Below are 17,166 nucleotides of genomic sequence, written 5' to 3' on the forward strand. Positions count from 1 at the left end.
CAGCCCAATACCGCTAAGTTAACATGAATGAGGGGGCCCGGACGCTGGCGCGAACCGGCTGATGTCAAACGAATATCAGCCGTTTGGCGCGAGCCTACGGGCCCTCATCTGAAGAAACGACGCTTAACTTAGCGGTATTGGGCTTCAGCCTGCACACCAACACGTATGCCTGCAACATCGCATGCCGTTGGTTGCCACCGGTTCCGCGCGTCGTCTAGACTGAATGCTCTGGAGGCTTGCGATGCACAACCAATCCGATGCCCAACCGGCCGGCGAGGAATCCCGATCACCGCTCGAGCAACATCTTGATCGGCTGGAGGTGTTGAAGATCGGTTTGCGGAACTCCTTCGGAATCGATCTGCGGACCGCATCCCGACTGGTTCACGATGACGACGGCGAAGCGCGGTCGCAGCGGTTTCATTATCTGCCCGAGGTGTTTCCGTTTCTCGAAACCAGGGTGGCGTCGCTGGGCAAGAAACGGCGTCGGGCGTACGAATCGATCAAGGAACGGGCGGTCGAATCGTTTTGGAAACTTTATTCCGATTTTCAACCGATGTTGCAATCGGTCGCCGAATCGTCAGGCATCGACGCCGACCGGCTTGATCCGGTCCTGGGGCGTTCGCTGCTGTTGTTTGACGCATCGCGGGGAACCAAGTGGGTGACCTACTTGGAAAAGTCACTGCGCGAATCGGTCAAAAATCTTCGTGGCGAAATCTATGCCCGGCAGCTCGGTCTGCCTTTGTCTGCCGGCCGCTTGGTGCCGCAGATGCAATGGCTGCTGCAGCGGGCGGCGATGCAGTCGGGGCGGCAATTGTCGGCCGAAGAATCGGATGCCGCCGTGATTGACTTTCTGGCACATCATCGTGCCAGATTCAGTCGCGATTCGATGCGACGGATCGCCGAGGCGATCCGCTGCGGTCGCCGTGAGGTGTCACTGGACGTCTGCCACGATTGGCTGGAACCCTCGGTCGGTCAGGGCGAAGGTGTTTCCGGGCCGGGCAATGATGGTTGGCTTGAGGAGCAGGAAGAACGAGAGTTCCAGTTGCGGCGAATTGATGCCGCGATCGAACGAGCGGGGTTCGACGCCGAAGAGCGTTGCGTGGTGCTCCAGCGATTGGACTTGCCCCACGATCAGGCCCGCTACGATCGCGTCGCATCGGCGGTCACCTCGGCGTCGTTGCGGAAACGCGCCACGCGGCTGTTGGTCCGTTTGATGGCTGCCCGCTATGCACCGCAGGCTCCGCGATTCGGAGGATTGCTGTGTCGGACGGCGTCGGCAGCGGGAGCGGAGTTGCGTCAGACGCTGGCGGAGTTGGCGGCCCAACGCGGCTGCCCGAGCGAGGCGTTGGCGGCCGAGCTTCTCAACTGGATGTCGCTGAGCACTAGCGTCTATCGCCTCTCGATCACCCAGCGGGGATGCGCCGCGGAGTATCTCTCGGGCGATACCGGCATCGTTCTCGCTTCGGGGACGTTTCAAAAACTGAAGGCGGCGTTGATCGAACAGGAGCGGCTCGGGTTTCCCTGTTGGAACGAAGGCGTGTCGCAGCCGCGATAAAAAGCCCCGCCGGGCATCAGAATCGCTCTGACGGCGGGAGAACGCGGTACAAAAGGCAAGCTTTCGATGGCCAAGCGTTACGAATCGACTAGAATTGGAGGACGGGAGCGCCACGACCATCGTTGAGTGACCCCTCTGCGGAGCCATCTCGGCGGGTATCGCCGCCGCTTTGAAAGCCTATCTATCCTCTTCTTCCACTGCTAATGATGAAACGAAACACCATTCTTTCAGTAATGGTCTTGTTCGCCTTTGCGCCGCAGATCGGCGTGCCGGTCGATTGCAACGCCGAGGAATTGATGTCGCCCCGGACCGCGGTTCGATTGGGATTGGAAGAGGTGTGGCGGCGGCAAATGCGAATCCCTGCCGGTGCCGGATCAATCGTCGATCAGCAGATCATCGTCCACGAGGCCGACCCACAGGAATTTGTCGAGGTGGTGACCAAGGCGCCCGAGGGCCAAGAGTCGACGGTTCTGTTTCGAATTCCGACCGATCAAATCGGCTCCGATGGACTGCCGATCGGCAAAGAGGAGGCCGAACGACTGGCCCGACGCGAAGTGACAATGATGTCGCGGCGAAACCCGGATCTGTCAATTACGTCCAAAACGGTGCCACGCATCAAGCTCTACACCGCGGCCAACAACGGGACGCTGGAATGCCGCAATGCCGAAACCGGGACCCCGATCTGGATGACGCAGGTCGGCGACGGGCAGCTGAACTTTGGACGCATGGGAATCGACGATGAATTCGTCACGATTACCAACGGCGGCAATCTGATCAAGATCGACGCGACCAACGGCGAACCGATCAACACGGTGCGAACGACCAGCATGCCGCTTTACGGCGCGATCCACGCCGGCGATTTTTCTTTGGTGCCGACCATCCGCAACGGCGTCGAGGGCTATCCGCTCGGGGACATCAGCCGAGATCCGTTCATGGAAATCGTTTCCGGTTTGGCGCTCGAGCCGCCGACCAAATCGCCGACCTCCTCGAAAATCGCGTGGGCGACCGATCGTGGTTATGTCTACGTGATGGAACTTTCCGGCGAACCCTCGGTCCTGTTCCGTTTGAACACCGATGGAATCGTCAGCGGACGGATCGCCTCGGCCGACGGCGATCGATTTTTCTTCGGCAGCGAATCGGGGCAAGTCTATGGCTTGCGCGCGACGCGAACCGGGCGAGTGTTGTGGAGTCATCCTTACGGTGAACCGTTCTACAAGGCTCCATTCCTGGTCAATGGCCTTGTGCTGTTGCCGTCTGTTTATGGAAACCTTTTCGCCATCGACGAAACGACCGGCTTGGGCGTTTGGGACCAAGCGATCCCGAATGTCGACGAAATCATCGGCGGGTTCGACAATCTGCTCTTCGTCCGACTGCTCAGCCAAAGCTTTGCCGCCATTGATTTGGAAGCCGGCAAAGTCGTCGATATCGACAACTCGCTCAAGCCGATCAAGTTGCTCGTCAACCGTACCACTGATCGGCTGTACCTGGTCAATTCGATCGGAACGGTCCAGTGCCTGCGAGCGATCGGCGCGGACAACCCGACGATCCGACGAGCCACCGACACCGGAGATCCGGAGGACGTTGCGGAGGAAGCCGACGCACCCGAAGCGGCGGCGCCGACCGTTCCGGCAACCGATCCTTTCGGTGCCGGCGGGGACCCCTTCGGAGCCGGCGCGGCGGACCCGTTCGGTGCCGGTGGTGCTGAAATGGCCGACCCCTTTGGTGCACCCGCCGATGCCGGGAATGATCCCTTCGGCGGTGATCCCTTTGGGAATTAGTCGTCACTCCAATGCGTCCAGGTCGCACAACCAGACGACCTGGCAGGGGGATTCCCATTACGCATCGCCGGAACGGTGACCGACCGGCCGATGCGCTCATAGCGTTCAGAGTCATGTCATCCAGACGATCGGGCATCTTCGTCCCGCCGGCTGCGTCGACTCCTCTGCCCCCGAGCTCCGTTCGCGGTGTCGCTATGTTTTCGCAACCATCGCCATCGACCGACCCGACGCCGTCGATCACGTTTTGCGGTGATCCCTCAGCGGTTCAAACCGTCCCGGATGCCAGCCCCGAAGAACTCGCGTCGGAGGTCGATCAACTGGCCGATGCGTTGGCGGCCCGGTTCGAAGAGTTGACTCTGATCCATGGTCTCACTCAGCGTCTGGCCAACAGCTTGACGCTGACTGAGCAATCGCACCAAGTCGCACGTTCGTTGCTGGATGAACTGGCCCCGTGTATCGCCTCCTCAATCCTGGCGATTCATCTGTTTCCAGGAGCCGGCCGGGAGGAGACAACGTCGCGGCGGTCGGTGATGCTGCCGCTGAGACATTCCGATGAGATCTTCGAAATCGTCGGCCACCCGGTCTCCGACAGCGAACTGGTCGCCATCGTGCAGGCCACCCGCGCAAAATCCGAAGAGCGAACCGGTGATTCCGGTGGCGTCGCGCTGGTCAACGATCTGCAACTGGGCAATGGAATCCGTTTGCGTGCCGTCGTGGTTCCGATTCATCGCGGCAGCACCTCCTTGGGGCAAATGGTCGCGGTTCGAACCGTGGATCAGCCCGAATTCGGAACGATCGAAGCCGACATGATGTCGTCGACGTCCACGATGCTCGCCGTCCATCTGCTGAACCAACAGCAGTATCAGCAGATGCAGGGCATGTTCGAAAGCATGATTCAATCCCTCGCTTCGGCATTGGATGCCAAAGACGCGTACACCTGTGGCCATAGCAATCGCGTCGCGGAACTCTCGTTCCAACTCGCCACACGCCTCGGTTACGACGACCACGCTTTGGCAAACATCCGGATGGGCGGCATCCTTCACGACATCGGTAAAATCGGAGTCGACGATTCGGTTTTGCGCAAGCCCACGAAGCTGACGGACGAAGAGTTCGAACAGATCAAACGGCATCCCGTGTTGGGCTACGACATTTTGAAAGGGATCGAACAATTCCGTCCGATCTTGCCGGCGGTCCGGCACCATCATGAGTCTTGGGACGGATCGGGCTATCCCGATGGACTCGCCGGAAACGACATTCCACGCGATGCCCAAATCGTTGCCGTCGCCGACGCCTTCGACGCGATGTCCAGCGATCGACCCTACCGACCCGGTATGAAGCTCGAAAACGTCGTGAAGATCTTTCGCGAAGGACGAGGCGTCCAGTGGGCAGCGGACGTCGTCGACACCCTGCTCGGCCTGCCGGATCTGCAGCAACACTCCTAGTGGCCTAAGCTTCCAGCTCGCGATCCTCGAAGTGGCGTAAGCTTCCAGCTTGCGATCCCGACAGCAACGCTGTCGTGCCCCACTTCCAACTCGCCCCAACCCTACCCACTGGGCCTGTCCGCAAACCCTCTCCGTTGCGTGAGTCCGTTTGCGTCAAATCTTCCGGTTCGAAACAACTTTCATCAACCCGACCCTGTCGCCTTTTCGACACCTCCATAGGATTGTGTACGCAACAGGGACGATGAGAACCGCCGGCAAGGATGCTGAGATCACGGATGCGTCGAAAACCACGAACTGTCTCTCGCTTCGACCGACGGGAACCGATCACGGCACGACCGCTGGCGATGTCATCGGCGTTGTTCCTGATGGCGGCGCTCATCGGCCCGCTTGCGGCTCAGGATGCACCGGAACAAAGCGTTTCGAAACCCGACGCCTCGGAACAATACGTCTCGCAGTCGGGCCAAGTGGATGGGTTACAGGATTCGCTTCAACGGCCGATCGCGCCGGGACGAGGTTCCGAGAACGCCGATGCGAAGAAACGCGGTAATACGACGGATCTGGCGGCCGATGCGAGACTCGGCAAACTGTTCGGCGCGGTCAGTCAAGTCGACGATCTACCGCCGTCGCGCGAGGTGTTGGCCAACTCGCCCGCTTCCGATGCCGTCTTGCGTGCCGAAGCGTTGGGCCGTCGCACGACCGACTTGGGTGACTTGCTGCGACGCTCCAAATCCGCGCACGGGATCTCCGTGCAGAACCGAACACCGATCATCACCGACACCAGGGTTCGCGGTCAACGCGTCGGACAAGTGCTCGCGTCGGGGTCCTATTGGGCGCCCGCTCGGATGGACTTGGATACCATGATGAGCAAGATCGACTCGCGTCTGGTTCAAGACGTCGTTTTGATCAAAGGGCCCTACGCCAGTCGCTACGGGCCGGGGTTTCGTTTCGTCGACTTGGAGTTTCTTCAGTCACCCCGTTTCGAACAGGGTTACGAGGGACACGGATCAACCAGCGCGACGTACAACACCAACGGCGAACAACTTTATGGTCGACAGTCGTACTGGGGCGGAAACGAAGACTACGGGTTTCATATCAGTTACGGACATCGGACGGGCAACGACTACGAAACCGGCCAAGACGACTTTTTCATCCCCGCCAGCTACAAGTCGCGTGACCTATTCGTGGCGTTCGGCTTCGATTTGTCCGACCATCAGAAAATTGAACTGAACCTGCTGCGACTCGATCAAACCGATGTCGAATTCCCTGGATTGGTCACCGATTTGAACTTTCTGGTCACCGACGGCTACGAGGTCACGTACACCAACGACATGCCCCTGTTTGCCGATCGCTTCACCGCCGAGGTTTGGTACAACCGCACACGGTTCGAAGGCGACACGACCCGTCCCGCAAAACATCGCCAGATCCCGCTGCTGCGACAGACGTTTTATCCGTCGTCTTTCGGCGCCGACGACGGACTCACGGTGACCGACGGTGATGCACTGTCGGGCGGCTACCGGCTGCAGTCCACGTGCTACACGAATTCCGGGCAGATCTCTTGGGGAACGGACCTGATCTATTTGAACCAAGAACTCAACGAGTTTGACGTCTTCGATCCGGACACCAACGACAATAACTATCCGATCCCGCGCAGTGATTCGCTAGACATCGGGCTGTATTTGGAAAATATCTCGCAAGTCACCGACGACGTCCTGGTGACCGGCGGCGTCCGCGTCGATGGCGTCTTCACCGATTCACGCGATACGGTGATCGGCGTCGAAGATCCCCTGAGTGAACTCGAAGACACGACGCTCGACAAGGACTTCTTGCTCGGCTCGGCGTTTTTGACCGCCACACGGAATCTCGGAAACGGATGGAGTGCCAACGCGGGAGTCGGGTTCGCCATGCGGCAGCCGACGCTGACCGAGATGTACTCCGAATACACGTACATCGGTTCGCTACAACGCGGACTGACGTTCCTGGACGGTGACCCCGACTTGGACCCCGAGCGGCTGTACCAATACGATCTGGGCATTCAGTACCGGCAAGAATCGGTTCAACTCGGTGCGCATGTCCATCATGCGTACATCGAAGACTACATCACCTACGACTTGCTCGACCCGGCCGGAACCACCGACGGGTTCCAGACCGGAGCCCGATTCGTCAACACCGATTTGGCGACGCTGTGGGGCATGGAGGCCTATGGTCAAACCGACCTGACCTCGATGTTTTCCGTCTTCGGGATCGTCACCTATCTGGAGGGACGCGACCGCAGTCGGCTCGACCCCGCCCGGCTGTCCGCATTCGATTCGCGTAGCGCCAACGATACCGTCGATGCCGAACCGTTGCCCGGGATCGCTCCCTTGGAAGGCCGCTTGGGATTGTTGATCCAAGACCCAACACCCCAGCGACGTTGGGGGGTCGAACTGTTCGCCCGCGTCGTCGACAACCAAGACCGCGTTGCGGCGACGCTCGAAGAAGTCGCGACACCGGGATTCACCGTCTACAACATCCGCACCTATCGACGTTTCGGAGCGCTGCTGATCACCGGCGGGATCGAAAATGTGACCGACAAATTCTACCGCGAACACCTCGACTATCGGTCGGGATTGGGGGTGTTTCGACCCGGTATCGGATTCTACACCGGTGCGGAATTGACGTACTGAACAGCATTCTGCCCCGTATGATTCTGCCATTTCAAATCATACTGTCATTCCTGCATCCTGCCGAATACCTTGGCGACTTCCGCCCCGCGGCGATCAGAAATCATCGCCGCCCGCGTTGCCGCTTCCCACGTTGTCCGTTGACGTGCCGCTGTTGAGTCCCGTGTAGCCCTGGTCGGCGTTGTCATTGGACTCGTTGTTAGAAAGCGTACCGAAGTTCTCGACCAGATCGACTCCGTCGTCAAAGTTGCCTTCGGCGTAATTGCCGTCAAACAAGCCGTTGTTTTGGTTGAAGTAGAAACCGTCCTCGGCATTGCCAATCGCCTGGTTTCCCGTCATCAGATGATCGTTGCTGTAAAACTGGAAGCCGTCGTTCCAGTTGCTGATCGCTTCGTTGTCGCTGAACGTATCTAAATTGTAGGAAAAATCGTATCCGTCGTCGTCGTTGCCGATCGCCTGGTTTCTCGCAATCGTCCCCGCGTTGTGCTTGAAATCAAAGCCATTGGATCCATTCTGTTCGGACGTATTGTCTTCGAAATCGCCGAAGTTATTGCGAAACTCGAAACCGTTGAACGAATTCGATGCGGCATAGTTTCCGCTGACCGTGCCCGCGGTATCGTTCAGCGTGAATCCGTTTCCAAAGTTGAAAACGGACAGATTGTCTTGGATCGTATCGTAGTTGTCTTCGAACCAGAAACCGTCCAGGAAATTGTCGAAGGCAACGTTGTTGCTCACGACGCCGTTGTTGGTTTCCACTTCGAACCCTGAGGAAGCGTTGTCGGTCGACTCGTTCTCGCTAATGTCACCCTCGTTGAACGACACCACGAACCCGGACATGGTGTTCTCGATCGCTTCATTTTGGAAGATCAAGCCGTCGTTGTAGACCAGCAGAAAGCCCTCTTCGCCGTTTTCCATGGCGCGATTGGCCGTGACCGATCCGCTGTTGGACGCGATCACGAACCCGGCGGTTTGATTGTCTTGAGACGTGTTGCGATCAAGCGTTCCGCTGTTGTCGTCGATCCAAAAGCCGGCTTCGGCGTTGTCGAACGCGCGGTTTCCCGACAAGGAACTGTCCGCGTCAATCGCCGCAAAACGGAACCCATTTTCGGCCGCGTCAGTGACTTCGTTGCCAAACAGATGAACGTTGGCCAGATCGTCGTAATCCGTGCCGTTGTCGCTGGAAATGCCGTGCAGTCCGCCCGCGATGCTGAAATGGCCGACCCGGGCGTTGTTTGCCATGACGATCACCGACTGCGTGTCGTCGCTGCCGCGAAGATGGATCGGGGTTCCGAAACGTGCCACGGCGCCCGTGTCAGCACCCTTGACCGTAAACCCACCTCCCAGCAAATTCTGTCCGTCTTGCACGACGATCGAGTGGCTCAGTTCCAGTTCACCGGCGGAACCATCCAGAATGACCGTGTCGGTCGTCGACGTCGCGACGGCATCGGGAACATCGTCGGTGTCGGCATCCAGCACCGTGACCGAGCCGATGGCAAAGTCATGCTCGGCGTGCAATGCCGCTTCTTGCCCGCCGGGCGTCGGTGTCGCTCGGGTGACCACGTCAATGTCGCGAACGATGACATCTGTCATCCGACGTTGCATGACGCACATCCGTCGAGATCGTCCGCGATCGGTCCCCAGCGGCAACCGGACAGCAATCACAGCGGCGGACTGATCGCCGCGGACGTCGTCATGTTGGTATTGGGCGCCCAGCGTCAAGCGAGAATCGAGCCCCAGCCACGGTAGATCGTAGCAGCGCCATTCGGCACGCAGACGCGGTCCGGCCACCGATCGAGCGTTGGCCGAATCGGTTTCAAAATGGAAAAAGCCGGCAAACCCTCGGATTTCGCTCTCGAACCATTGAGGTTTTTGCCACAGCAACGCCCCGACTTCGCCGTCGAACCCGTGATACGCCCGCTCTTCGTTGTTCTGAACCACCAGATTGCCGTTGGAAATCACGGCCGTCGGCGCGACCGCCGTTTGGGAGCCGCCTTCGGGCAGGTAACCATTGAATCGCAAATCAAATCGCCGCGTCAACAGTTCCGCACCGATCGTTCCCTGATGAAACCAATTGCCATTGGCGGATTGTTTCAAGTCATAAAAGCCGTAGGCGCCCAGAATGCACTCACAGTCCATCAAATGTCGAATCGCCAGCCCCCAATTTCCTTCTCCGCCACCCACATCAGCAAACTGTCCCCGCACGTCGGCGAACAGTAGGCTGGAGTCATTCCAAAACAACGGCAGGAACATGTCGGTGTGCAACCGCACGTCTTCGTCACTCGGGCGAACCCCTGCCGCCACATAGGGCCGGTAAACATCGCCATCATAAGAGACAACGCCTAACGAATCGGCCGCAGACAACGTCGCTGCGATGCAGATCAGGTTGATGATGAGGCAGCCGATCCACGACGAACTCGTTTGAAGCTTGAGACATCCATGTTCCTTCACGATACTATCCTGGTTGACAATCAATGAGAATCGATAACTTGGTGTCGCCTCCTTGGTCCGCACGCTGCGAAACGTGCTCACTTGGTCAATATCGGAATCCGGCCAAGTCGATTGAATTGGATCTGGCAGAGAAATCCGAATCCTTGACGGTGAGTTTGCCGGTGGTGAGGCGTTCGGCCTTGCGTCGCAGTCTGGCGGCTCGTCCGGTTTCAATCTGCGCGCGATTCATCATTCCGCTTGAGCCATTCGCGGAGATCTTGATGAGGGAGTTGCCTCAAGACACTTTTTGAAACTGTTTCGTCAAACACCGTTTCCAGAGAACCCGCGTGAGTGGATGTTCACAGTCGTTCCACCAATTGCCGGACGCTGAATCGGCTTATCGGCCGTTGGCAGGGAACTCCTTGCCCGAACACACGCGGAAAACGAAACGGCAAGGAATCCTACGAGTAATACCTCTGAACGGCTTTACCGCTGGCGTTTCCGGTGTCGGCGCTGGGTGAGAACGCAACCGGTTGCCAGCAGAATCAGGGCAAAACTGGCGGGTTCCGGCACCGCGGAAACGGCCACGCGGTAGGTCCCCAAGGTGTTGTCGGTGAAACGAAGGGAAATGTAAAACTCACCTTCCTCGGCCGCTGATGCTCCAGCGAGAAACGAGATCTGACGACCGTCAATCACATCACCGACGCGGGCCAATTCGCCAAAGGTCGAACCCACTTTATAGTACGTGACCAATTCCGGGTCGTTGTTCGTCACGGCACGGAACACGGCCGCGTCACCATTGACAGCTAACGAAAACGTATCGAAATTCAGAAACTGATCGTCTCCGTAGGGAGTCTCGTTGTTGACCAGGGTGTCAAAATTGCCGGCTTCGTCGACGGAATAAAAACCGATTCGATTGTTGGACGGGTTGACCGTTGCGGCTGCGAAGTAGGCGACGTTGTTGTCGATTTCGGTGTCGGCAAAACCCAGAAATTGCTCACCGGTACCGGGCATGACATCGTTGGTGTCGAAGATCTTTTCCAGGGTTCCGGATCGGTCGGAATAGACGCCGGACAAGCCGGCGCCGTTGTTGCCATGGAAAAGAATGGAACCATTTTTTCCGATGTCGCCTCGCGAGGATTGAAAGCTGTCGATGTCGAAGTTTCCGGTGCCCGAGGGAACCGCCGTGTTGCGGTTGGCGATCGTTGTGTTGGTTCCGCCAGAGTTCTTGTAGAAGCCCGGATTATTGAACACCGAGGATGTCCCCGAGCCGTGCATCACCACATCTCCATTGGCCAGCACCCGAAGGTTTCGAAACGTTCGCGGCGATGTTCCCGTTTGCTCGATCAGTTGAGGGGTTCCGCTTGAACCGAGACGATAAAGATAGTTATCCGTGCTCACCCGACCGCTGAAGAACACATCGTTTTCAAAGACGTCGATGGCATCAATGAAACTGAAGGTCGTCGTCCCTGAAAAGACCGGGTGCGAAACGATGGTGTTGTGATCCAGCAGTGTCGAAAAGCTCCCGTCGGAGCTGCGCCGAATGATCCCGAATTCACTTTGATTCGTCGACGGATTGAATCCCGATGCGATAAAGACGTCATCGTCTCCATCGGATCGCACAAAGCTTGCGCTGATGTTGGGGCCAAACCCAGGGACCTGAGTGTCAGAATGGAGTACCTCTCTGAACTGGAGTGTCTGCGCGTTCGTCGAGCAATTCCCGGTCAGTAACGCGGCGCCTAGGAGAAGAATCAAGCTGGTCAATCGCATCGGTGTCCCGCCTCGTGCTGTATGTGCACCGTGCCCGTGCACTAATGTTGTGTTGTCGTCGTCTCGAAGCTGTCATTGCAAGAACGCCAACATACAGCCCCCGTGACGCGTCTGCAACAAACGGGCGGCTCAAGCCTGGACACCAGCGCCGTTGGTGTCCAGCCTTCAGGCGAATCTCGGATTCGCAAGCTGGAAGCTTACGCCACGGTCAGTCGGCTGCGGTGGCGTAGAGGACGCGGTCGGCGCCGGCGGCGCGGGCCGCGTCGTAGGCGGCGACCGTGCGTTCCATCGTCACTTCGCTCTCCGGGTCGATGATCACCGGTGGCTGCACGCCCAACGCGATCACTTCTGCCAACCGGGATTGCAAGACCTCGACCGATTCGATCCGCTGGCCGCCGAACTCGATGAGGGGCAATCCGTTCCGCACCAACAGCTTGACCACGATCTCGTCAAACGCTTCCACCGGAGGCGGCTGGTCGATGTTGGCTTCGCTGCCGCCGGCGGGGACTTCGGCCAAGGCACTCGGTAAGTCGTACTCGGGGGTCTCGAAACTGCTGGTCCAAACGAAGAAGATCAGCAGCAAAAAAACGACGTCGATCATCGGCGTCATTTTGACTTCCAGGGCACCCGTTCGACCATGGCTGGGTAATCGCATCGCACTAGCCCTGTTCCTTGACCGCTAATTTGATATCCAACAACCCGAGTTCGGCCGATGCTTTCAAAATCGGCTCGATGATTCCATACGGGACCTCACCGTCGGTGCGGATTCGCAGCGATGCTGATTCTCCGTCGCGGCGCACCACGTCTTTCAGGATCGCATCGATCCCGGCGTCGTCGACAATTTTGCCGCCGACGAGTCGTTGACGGTCGCGGTTGACGGTGATGGTCACCGAGACCGGATCGACGCTGAGCGGATTGTGCGTCGACGCAACGGGCAGCTCGACGGGCAAACGCGACTCCTGCCGCGCCAGGTGGCTGGACACCAGGAAGAAGATGATCAGCAGAAACACGACGTCGATCATCGGCGTCATGTTGGCACCGGTGAACGGTCGGTTCTGCTGATTGGGGATCTTCATCGGCTCAGCCGCCGGCGGCTGCGATCACGGCGTCTTCGTTGATGCCGAAGTGCTCGTAGACTTCTGAATACGGTCCGCTGGCGCCGTAGCCGGACATGCCGACAAACTTGCCTTGCAGCCCGATCCAGCGGTCCCAGGACATTCTCAGGCCCGCTTCGACGGCCACGCGGTTGGTGACTTCGGGCGGCAACACTTGATCTTGGTAGGCTTGGCTTTGCTCGGCAAAAATGTCCATGCAAGGCATGCTGACGACGCGAACTTTCTTGCCCGCCGCGGTCAGTTTTTCGGCGGCCGTGACACACAATCCGAGTTCGCTGCCGCTGCCCATCAAGATCACATCCGGGGTGCCTTCACAGTCCGAAAGCACATAACCGCCTTTGGCACATCCCGATGCGGCGGCGTACTTGGTCCGGCACAGCGTGGCCATGTTTTGACGGGACAGCACCATCGCGGCGGGATGATCGCTGATCTCCATCGCGGCTCGGTAACATTCGGCGACTTCGTTGGCGTCGCCGGGGCGGAACACGTTCAACCCTGGAATCGCCCGGCAGGCCGACAGGTGTTCGACCGGTTGGTGGGTCGGGCCGTCTTCGCCGACGCCGATCGAATCGTGCGTCAGGATGTACAGAATCGGCTGGTGCATGATCGATGACAGACGCATCGCACCACGCATGTAGTCGGTAAACACGAAGAACGTCGCCGCATAACCGCGCAGCCCGGTCAGACAGATGCCGTTGACGATGCCCGCCATGGCGTGTTCGCGGATGCCGAAGTGCAGGTTGCGACCGGCGTATTGATTCGGCAAAAAGTCTCCGGCGCCTTCGAACGTCAGATCGCTCTTGTTGCTCGGCGCCAAGTCGGCCGATCCGCCGATCATGAAAGGAACGTTCTTGGCGATCGCGTTGAGCACTTTGCCGCTGCTGTTTCGCGTCGCGTCGCCTTTTTCGCTGGCTTCGAATTCCGGGATGTCTTTGTCCCAGCCCGCGGGCAACTTACGATCAAAGATCGCCTGCAGCTCGGCCGCTTTTTCTGGGTTGGCCGACTGGTACGCCGCCCAGGTTTCGTTCCATTTCTGGTAATCGGCGGCGCCACGCTGTCCGAGGTTGTTGGCGAAGTGCTCGATGACGCCGTCGGGGATGTGGAATTTCTCTTCGGGCGGAAACCCGTAGGCTTTCTTGGCCAGCTCGACTTCGTCCCAGCCCAGCGGCGCCCCGTGTGCTCCGTGTGTGTTTTGCTTATTCGGGGCACCCCAGCCGATGATCGTCTTGCAGATGATGATGGTCGGCTTGTCGGTGCAGTTGCGAAAACTCTCGATCGCCTTAGACAGGTTGGACAGTTCGTTGACATCGGAAACGTGAACGACGTTCCAGCCGAGGCCTTCGAATCGTTTGCCGACGTCTTCAGAGAACGACAAACTGGTGTCGCCTTCGATCGTGATGCTGTTGTCGTCGTACAGCCAACACAGGTTGTCCAGTTTCAGATGGCCGGCGACCGAAGCGGCTTCGCAGGCGACGCCTTCCATCAAATCGCCGTCGCTGCAGAGGGCAAAGACGTTGTAGTCGAACAGCTTGTGTTGATCGGTGTTGTAGTTTTCGGCCAGCCACTTTTGGCTCATCGCCATCCCGACGCTGTTGCTGACGCCCGCACCGAGTGGTCCGGTCGTGGTTTCGATTCCCGCCGCTTCGGCGTATTCCGGGTGCCCGGCACAAACGCTTCCGATCTGACGAAAGTTCTTGATGTCGTCCAGCTTGATCGACAGTTCGTCCAGCACGTTGCCGTCTTTGTCGGTCGCTTTGACGCCGGCCAGGTGCAGGGTGCTGTAGAGCAGCATCGACGCGTGACCGCAGGACAGCACGAACCGGTCACGGTTGGGCCAATTCGGATGCGATGGATCATATTGCATCGTGTGATTGAACAACTGATAGGCGATTGGTGCGAGCGCCATCGGTGTTCCCGGGTGACCGCTGTTGGCAGTCTGGACCGCATCCATGCTAAGGGAGCGAATGGTGTCGACCGCTAGGGTCTCGAGATCAGTCGATGCAACACTCATTTTGCGTGGTCTATTTCGTCGAGAGAGGAAGGAAATTTCGTTTCGGCCAGCCGCAAAAGGTACCGCGTTTGTGGGGATTTCGAAAGGGTCGACGGACAACCGTCACGTCAACACCCCGCTTTTCCCGGCCCCAAGACGTGATTTTTTTGAAAATCGGACGGAGATTTCGATCCCCCGTTTGCCGGCGAGCAAGCGTCGTGCTCGACGGCGATCGCCTGTTCGGATCGGTGCACACCGGCGCCGACGGAACCAAGCGAATCGTTGCCGGGATGTCGGCGCAACCCGTAGGCCCTGAAGTCAAGCTGAGATGAACCCACGGATGGCAGCGCGGACCCACGGATGGAGAGCAGCCTGGGATCCGTGGGTTCGCGCTGCCATCCGTGGGTTTTATTCAACTCGCTTGCAGGGTTTTGCCATGGAACGCAAGGCCGGTGCGGCCACTCGCCACACGCCGATGACAGCCAGCAGGCGGGATCCTCCATGACATCCTGTTCACAGGCGGAGCCCTACGCCGTGAACGATTTATCTCCTGTGTACTGCGAGGTTATAGCGGCAGGGCGCAAGCCCTCCGGTTCCTCATCTTCACTTCGTGCACCAGGACCAGGGCGTAGCAGGCGATGTGACCGGCGATCAGCCAGCCGTAGTCGTTGCGAAAGCCTTCTGCCAACGCCATGCCGCCGATACCGATCATCGCCCCAAGGATCATTGGGTGGCCGATGGTGCCATACGGAAATCGGGCCACCCGCTGTGGCGCGTCGAATCCGAGTTCCGCCGAAAACAAGGTCCGCCGCATCCCCAGCACGCGAGCGGCGTAACCGGCCAGTGCGAATCCTGCCAGCACCAACGCGAGCGATCCGTAGTGGTGGTCAAAGTTCCAAGCGTAGAGCCCCAAGAGCTGCGTCATCGCCAGCGTTTTGAAAAGCATCGCGTCGCGCCGAAACGTGCCGAATGAAACCGGTGTTTGTTCCTGCAACGTGCCGACGTAGATCGCGTAGTGAACAAAACTGGTTGCCGCAATCAAGATCGTGACGTTCCCAAACACGATGCTCAACAGCATCGCCGTCGCGACATAAGCCAGATTGGTCCAGCCACAAAACCGTACCGCCAGTTCGAACAGGCGTGTCCAGCCGAGCACCCAGCGGGCTTTGATTGCCAGCAACGTTCCATCGGGATTGATCGTCATGACGAACAGATTGCGGGCACGGATGTCGTACCAGGTTGTCAATCGCCCCAACAGATTCCCGTACCAGCGCATGCCGCGAGGGTAGGCGACGAAGTGCAATTTCAGGTTGACACGGGGCTCGGTTTGGCGCGCATCCACCCGACGCGTGATGTAGTGCAATTCGCGATTGAAGTCGAATGCGACCGCGTCACCGTGTTGCAGCCGATGGCTTTCCGGTTCACCGTAGTCTGGATTCGACATCGGAAAGTGGGTTGTCACTTCTAGGTTTTGGTTCAGTGACAACATGCATCGGTACAAGCGTGCTCCCGGAAAGATCGCCCAGGGGCCGTCGACATGTCCCAACGCCCATCCGAGAGGCGGCGCGATCAAAACGGCCGACGCGGCGATCATCGAAACGGCGGCGGCGTGGATGCCCGCGATCCCCGCAGGTACCAACGCGACAACGACCGCGATTTGGACCGTCGCAACCAGAGCCACCGCGATCGGGGCCACCGCGATCGGGGCCACCGCGATCGGGCTGAGCCCTGCGACAAGCGCGTAGACACCGAACAGACCCAAGGGCGTGGTGAAGAGGTGCAACGCCACATTGATCGGACGCCGATGGCAGCGGAGAAACCCACGGCACAGTCGCGTCCAATCCGCCGCGACCGTCGATCGATCCGAAGGGCCGCCGCGGGAAGGTTGCAGACGCGACAATCCGGCCCGATCGTGAGAGATGCCATGCGGTCTCGTTGCCGCCGGGACAAGGGTCTCAACGGACATCGGTGCCTCGCTTCGTCCCGACAAACAAATAGTAGGGCGCTCGGATCAACGGCAGATAGGGAACTTTTCCCAGTCGCTCGCTGAAACGCGTGACCTCAAACTTGCGGTGCAGCATGGCGGTGTGATCGGGGCTTAGAAAAACATTGTCCGCACCGAACCAATGGGGCCAAAACGATCGGCGAAGCCAGTGATGTTGCCGATGCCCGTGGGCGGCGTACTTTCGCGACACATAAAAATCCACGACACCGATCACCCCGCCCGGTTTCAAGATCCGATACGCCCGTTCAATCGCTTCGAACCAGTCGGGGACCATGGTCAGGGAATAGGAAAAGGTCACGATGTCGGCGCTTTCGTCGGCTTGATCCCAACGCGTCACATCGGCCAGTGCAACCTGGGCATTGGTGATGCCTGCGTCGCTCAACCGGTCGCGTGCGACGTCCAGCAAGGACGGCGAAAGATCGGC

Annotated in this window: 11 protein-coding genes and 1 pseudogene; 4 read left to right on the forward strand and 8 right to left on the reverse strand. The window is 58.9% G+C overall.

Translation table 11 applies throughout. From position 1 onward, the window contains the following. Positions 1-241: 241 nt before the first annotated feature. From NZK35_RS13800 to NZK35_RS13815, 4 genes are all read left to right on the forward strand, one after another. Positions 242-1,555, forward strand: a complete 1,314-nt coding sequence (locus tag NZK35_RS13800) for a hypothetical protein (RefSeq protein ID WP_259633119.1) — start codon at positions 242-244, stop codon at positions 1,553-1,555. A 206-nt stretch (positions 1,556-1,761) separates the two neighbouring features. After that, positions 1,762-3,333 (forward strand): PQQ-like beta-propeller repeat protein, encoded by a 1,572-nt coding sequence (locus NZK35_RS13805; protein ID WP_259633120.1) that lies wholly within the window; start codon positions 1,762-1,764, stop codon positions 3,331-3,333. 194 nt (positions 3,334-3,527) lie between these two features. After that, on the forward strand, positions 3,528-4,775 hold the full coding sequence (locus NZK35_RS13810; RefSeq protein WP_259633121.1) for an HD-GYP domain-containing protein: 1,248 nt from the start codon (positions 3,528-3,530) through the stop codon (positions 4,773-4,775). A 275-nt stretch (positions 4,776-5,050) separates the two neighbouring features. Beyond that, complete coding sequence (locus tag NZK35_RS13815) at positions 5,051-7,438, forward strand: TonB-dependent receptor (protein WP_259633122.1); 2,388 nt, start codon at positions 5,051-5,053, stop codon at positions 7,436-7,438. Between the two features lie 93 nt (positions 7,439-7,531). Here the strand turns inward: NZK35_RS13815 and NZK35_RS34695 are convergent, their stop codons facing one another. The 8 genes and pseudogenes from NZK35_RS34695 to NZK35_RS13855 form a co-directional block, all read right to left on the reverse strand. After that, the gene (locus NZK35_RS34695) at positions 7,532-9,964 is read right to left on the reverse strand and encodes a right-handed parallel beta-helix repeat-containing protein (protein ID WP_259633123.1); all 2,433 of its coding nucleotides are present in this window, start codon (positions 9,962-9,964) and stop codon (positions 7,532-7,534) included. 4 nt (positions 9,965-9,968) lie between these two features. Next, positions 9,969-10,115 (reverse strand): hypothetical protein, encoded by a 147-nt coding sequence (locus NZK35_RS13825; RefSeq protein WP_259633124.1) that lies wholly within the window; start codon positions 10,113-10,115, stop codon positions 9,969-9,971. A 233-nt stretch (positions 10,116-10,348) separates the two neighbouring features. Further along, positions 10,349-11,485: a DUF7453 family protein gene (locus NZK35_RS13830; RefSeq protein ID WP_259633125.1), complete on the reverse strand. Its 1,137-nt coding sequence runs from the start codon at positions 11,483-11,485 to the stop codon at positions 10,349-10,351. Between the two features lie 355 nt (positions 11,486-11,840). Beyond that, positions 11,841-12,287 carry an ExbD/TolR family protein gene (locus NZK35_RS13835; protein WP_259633126.1) on the reverse strand — a complete coding sequence of 149 codons (447 nt, stop codon included), beginning with the start codon at positions 12,285-12,287 and terminating at the stop codon, positions 11,841-11,843. A 4-nt stretch (positions 12,288-12,291) separates the two neighbouring features. Further along, positions 12,292-12,708: an ExbD/TolR family protein gene (locus NZK35_RS13840; RefSeq protein WP_259633127.1), complete on the reverse strand. Its 417-nt coding sequence runs from the start codon at positions 12,706-12,708 to the stop codon at positions 12,292-12,294. A gap of 4 nt (positions 12,709-12,712) precedes the next feature. After that, positions 12,713-14,758: a transketolase gene (tkt, locus tag NZK35_RS13845; RefSeq protein WP_259633128.1), complete on the reverse strand. Its 2,046-nt coding sequence runs from the start codon at positions 14,756-14,758 to the stop codon at positions 12,713-12,715. A gap of 544 nt (positions 14,759-15,302) precedes the next feature. After that, the gene (locus NZK35_RS13850) at positions 15,303-16,703 is read right to left on the reverse strand and encodes a phosphatidylethanolamine N-methyltransferase family protein (protein WP_259633129.1); all 1,401 of its coding nucleotides are present in this window, start codon (positions 16,701-16,703) and stop codon (positions 15,303-15,305) included. Further along, positions 16,693-17,151 (reverse strand): annotated as a pseudogene (locus NZK35_RS13855) (class I SAM-dependent methyltransferase); the annotation flags it as partial. The gene NZK35_RS13850 and the pseudogene NZK35_RS13855, both read right to left, overlap by 11 nt. Positions 17,152-17,166: the final 15 nt, after the last annotated feature.

Origin of the sequence: Stieleria sedimenti (assembly GCF_025060895.1) — a bacterium.
GTDB classification, from domain to species: Bacteria; Planctomycetota; Planctomycetia; order Pirellulales; family Pirellulaceae; genus Stieleria; species Stieleria sedimenti.

What these genes read in the sequence shown, in the direction of transcription:
- NZK35_RS13810 (WP_259633121.1), top strand. Translation starts at nt 3,528, where the DNA reads ATGTTTTCGCAACCATCGCCATCGACCGACCCGACGCCGTCGATCACG.
- NZK35_RS13815 (WP_259633122.1), top strand. Translation starts at nt 5,051, where the DNA reads ATGCGTCGAAAACCACGAACTGTCTCTCGCTTCGACCGACGGGAACCG.
- NZK35_RS13835 (WP_259633126.1), bottom strand. Translation starts at nt 12,287, where the DNA reads ATGCGATTACCCAGCCATGGTCGAACGGGTGCCCTGGAAGTCAAAATG.
- tkt (WP_259633128.1), bottom strand. Translation starts at nt 14,758, where the DNA reads ATGAGTGTTGCATCGACTGATCTCGAGACCCTAGCGGTCGACACCATT.
- NZK35_RS13840 (WP_259633127.1), bottom strand. Translation starts at nt 12,708, where the DNA reads ATGAAGATCCCCAATCAGCAGAACCGACCGTTCACCGGTGCCAACATG.
- NZK35_RS13825 (WP_259633124.1), bottom strand. Translation starts at nt 10,115, where the DNA reads ATGATGAATCGCGCGCAGATTGAAACCGGACGAGCCGCCAGACTGCGA.
- NZK35_RS13805 (WP_259633120.1), top strand. Translation starts at nt 1,762, where the DNA reads ATGAAACGAAACACCATTCTTTCAGTAATGGTCTTGTTCGCCTTTGCG.
- NZK35_RS13850 (WP_259633129.1), bottom strand. Translation starts at nt 16,703, where the DNA reads ATGTCCGTTGAGACCCTTGTCCCGGCGGCAACGAGACCGCATGGCATC.
- NZK35_RS13800 (WP_259633119.1), top strand. Translation starts at nt 242, where the DNA reads ATGCACAACCAATCCGATGCCCAACCGGCCGGCGAGGAATCCCGATCA.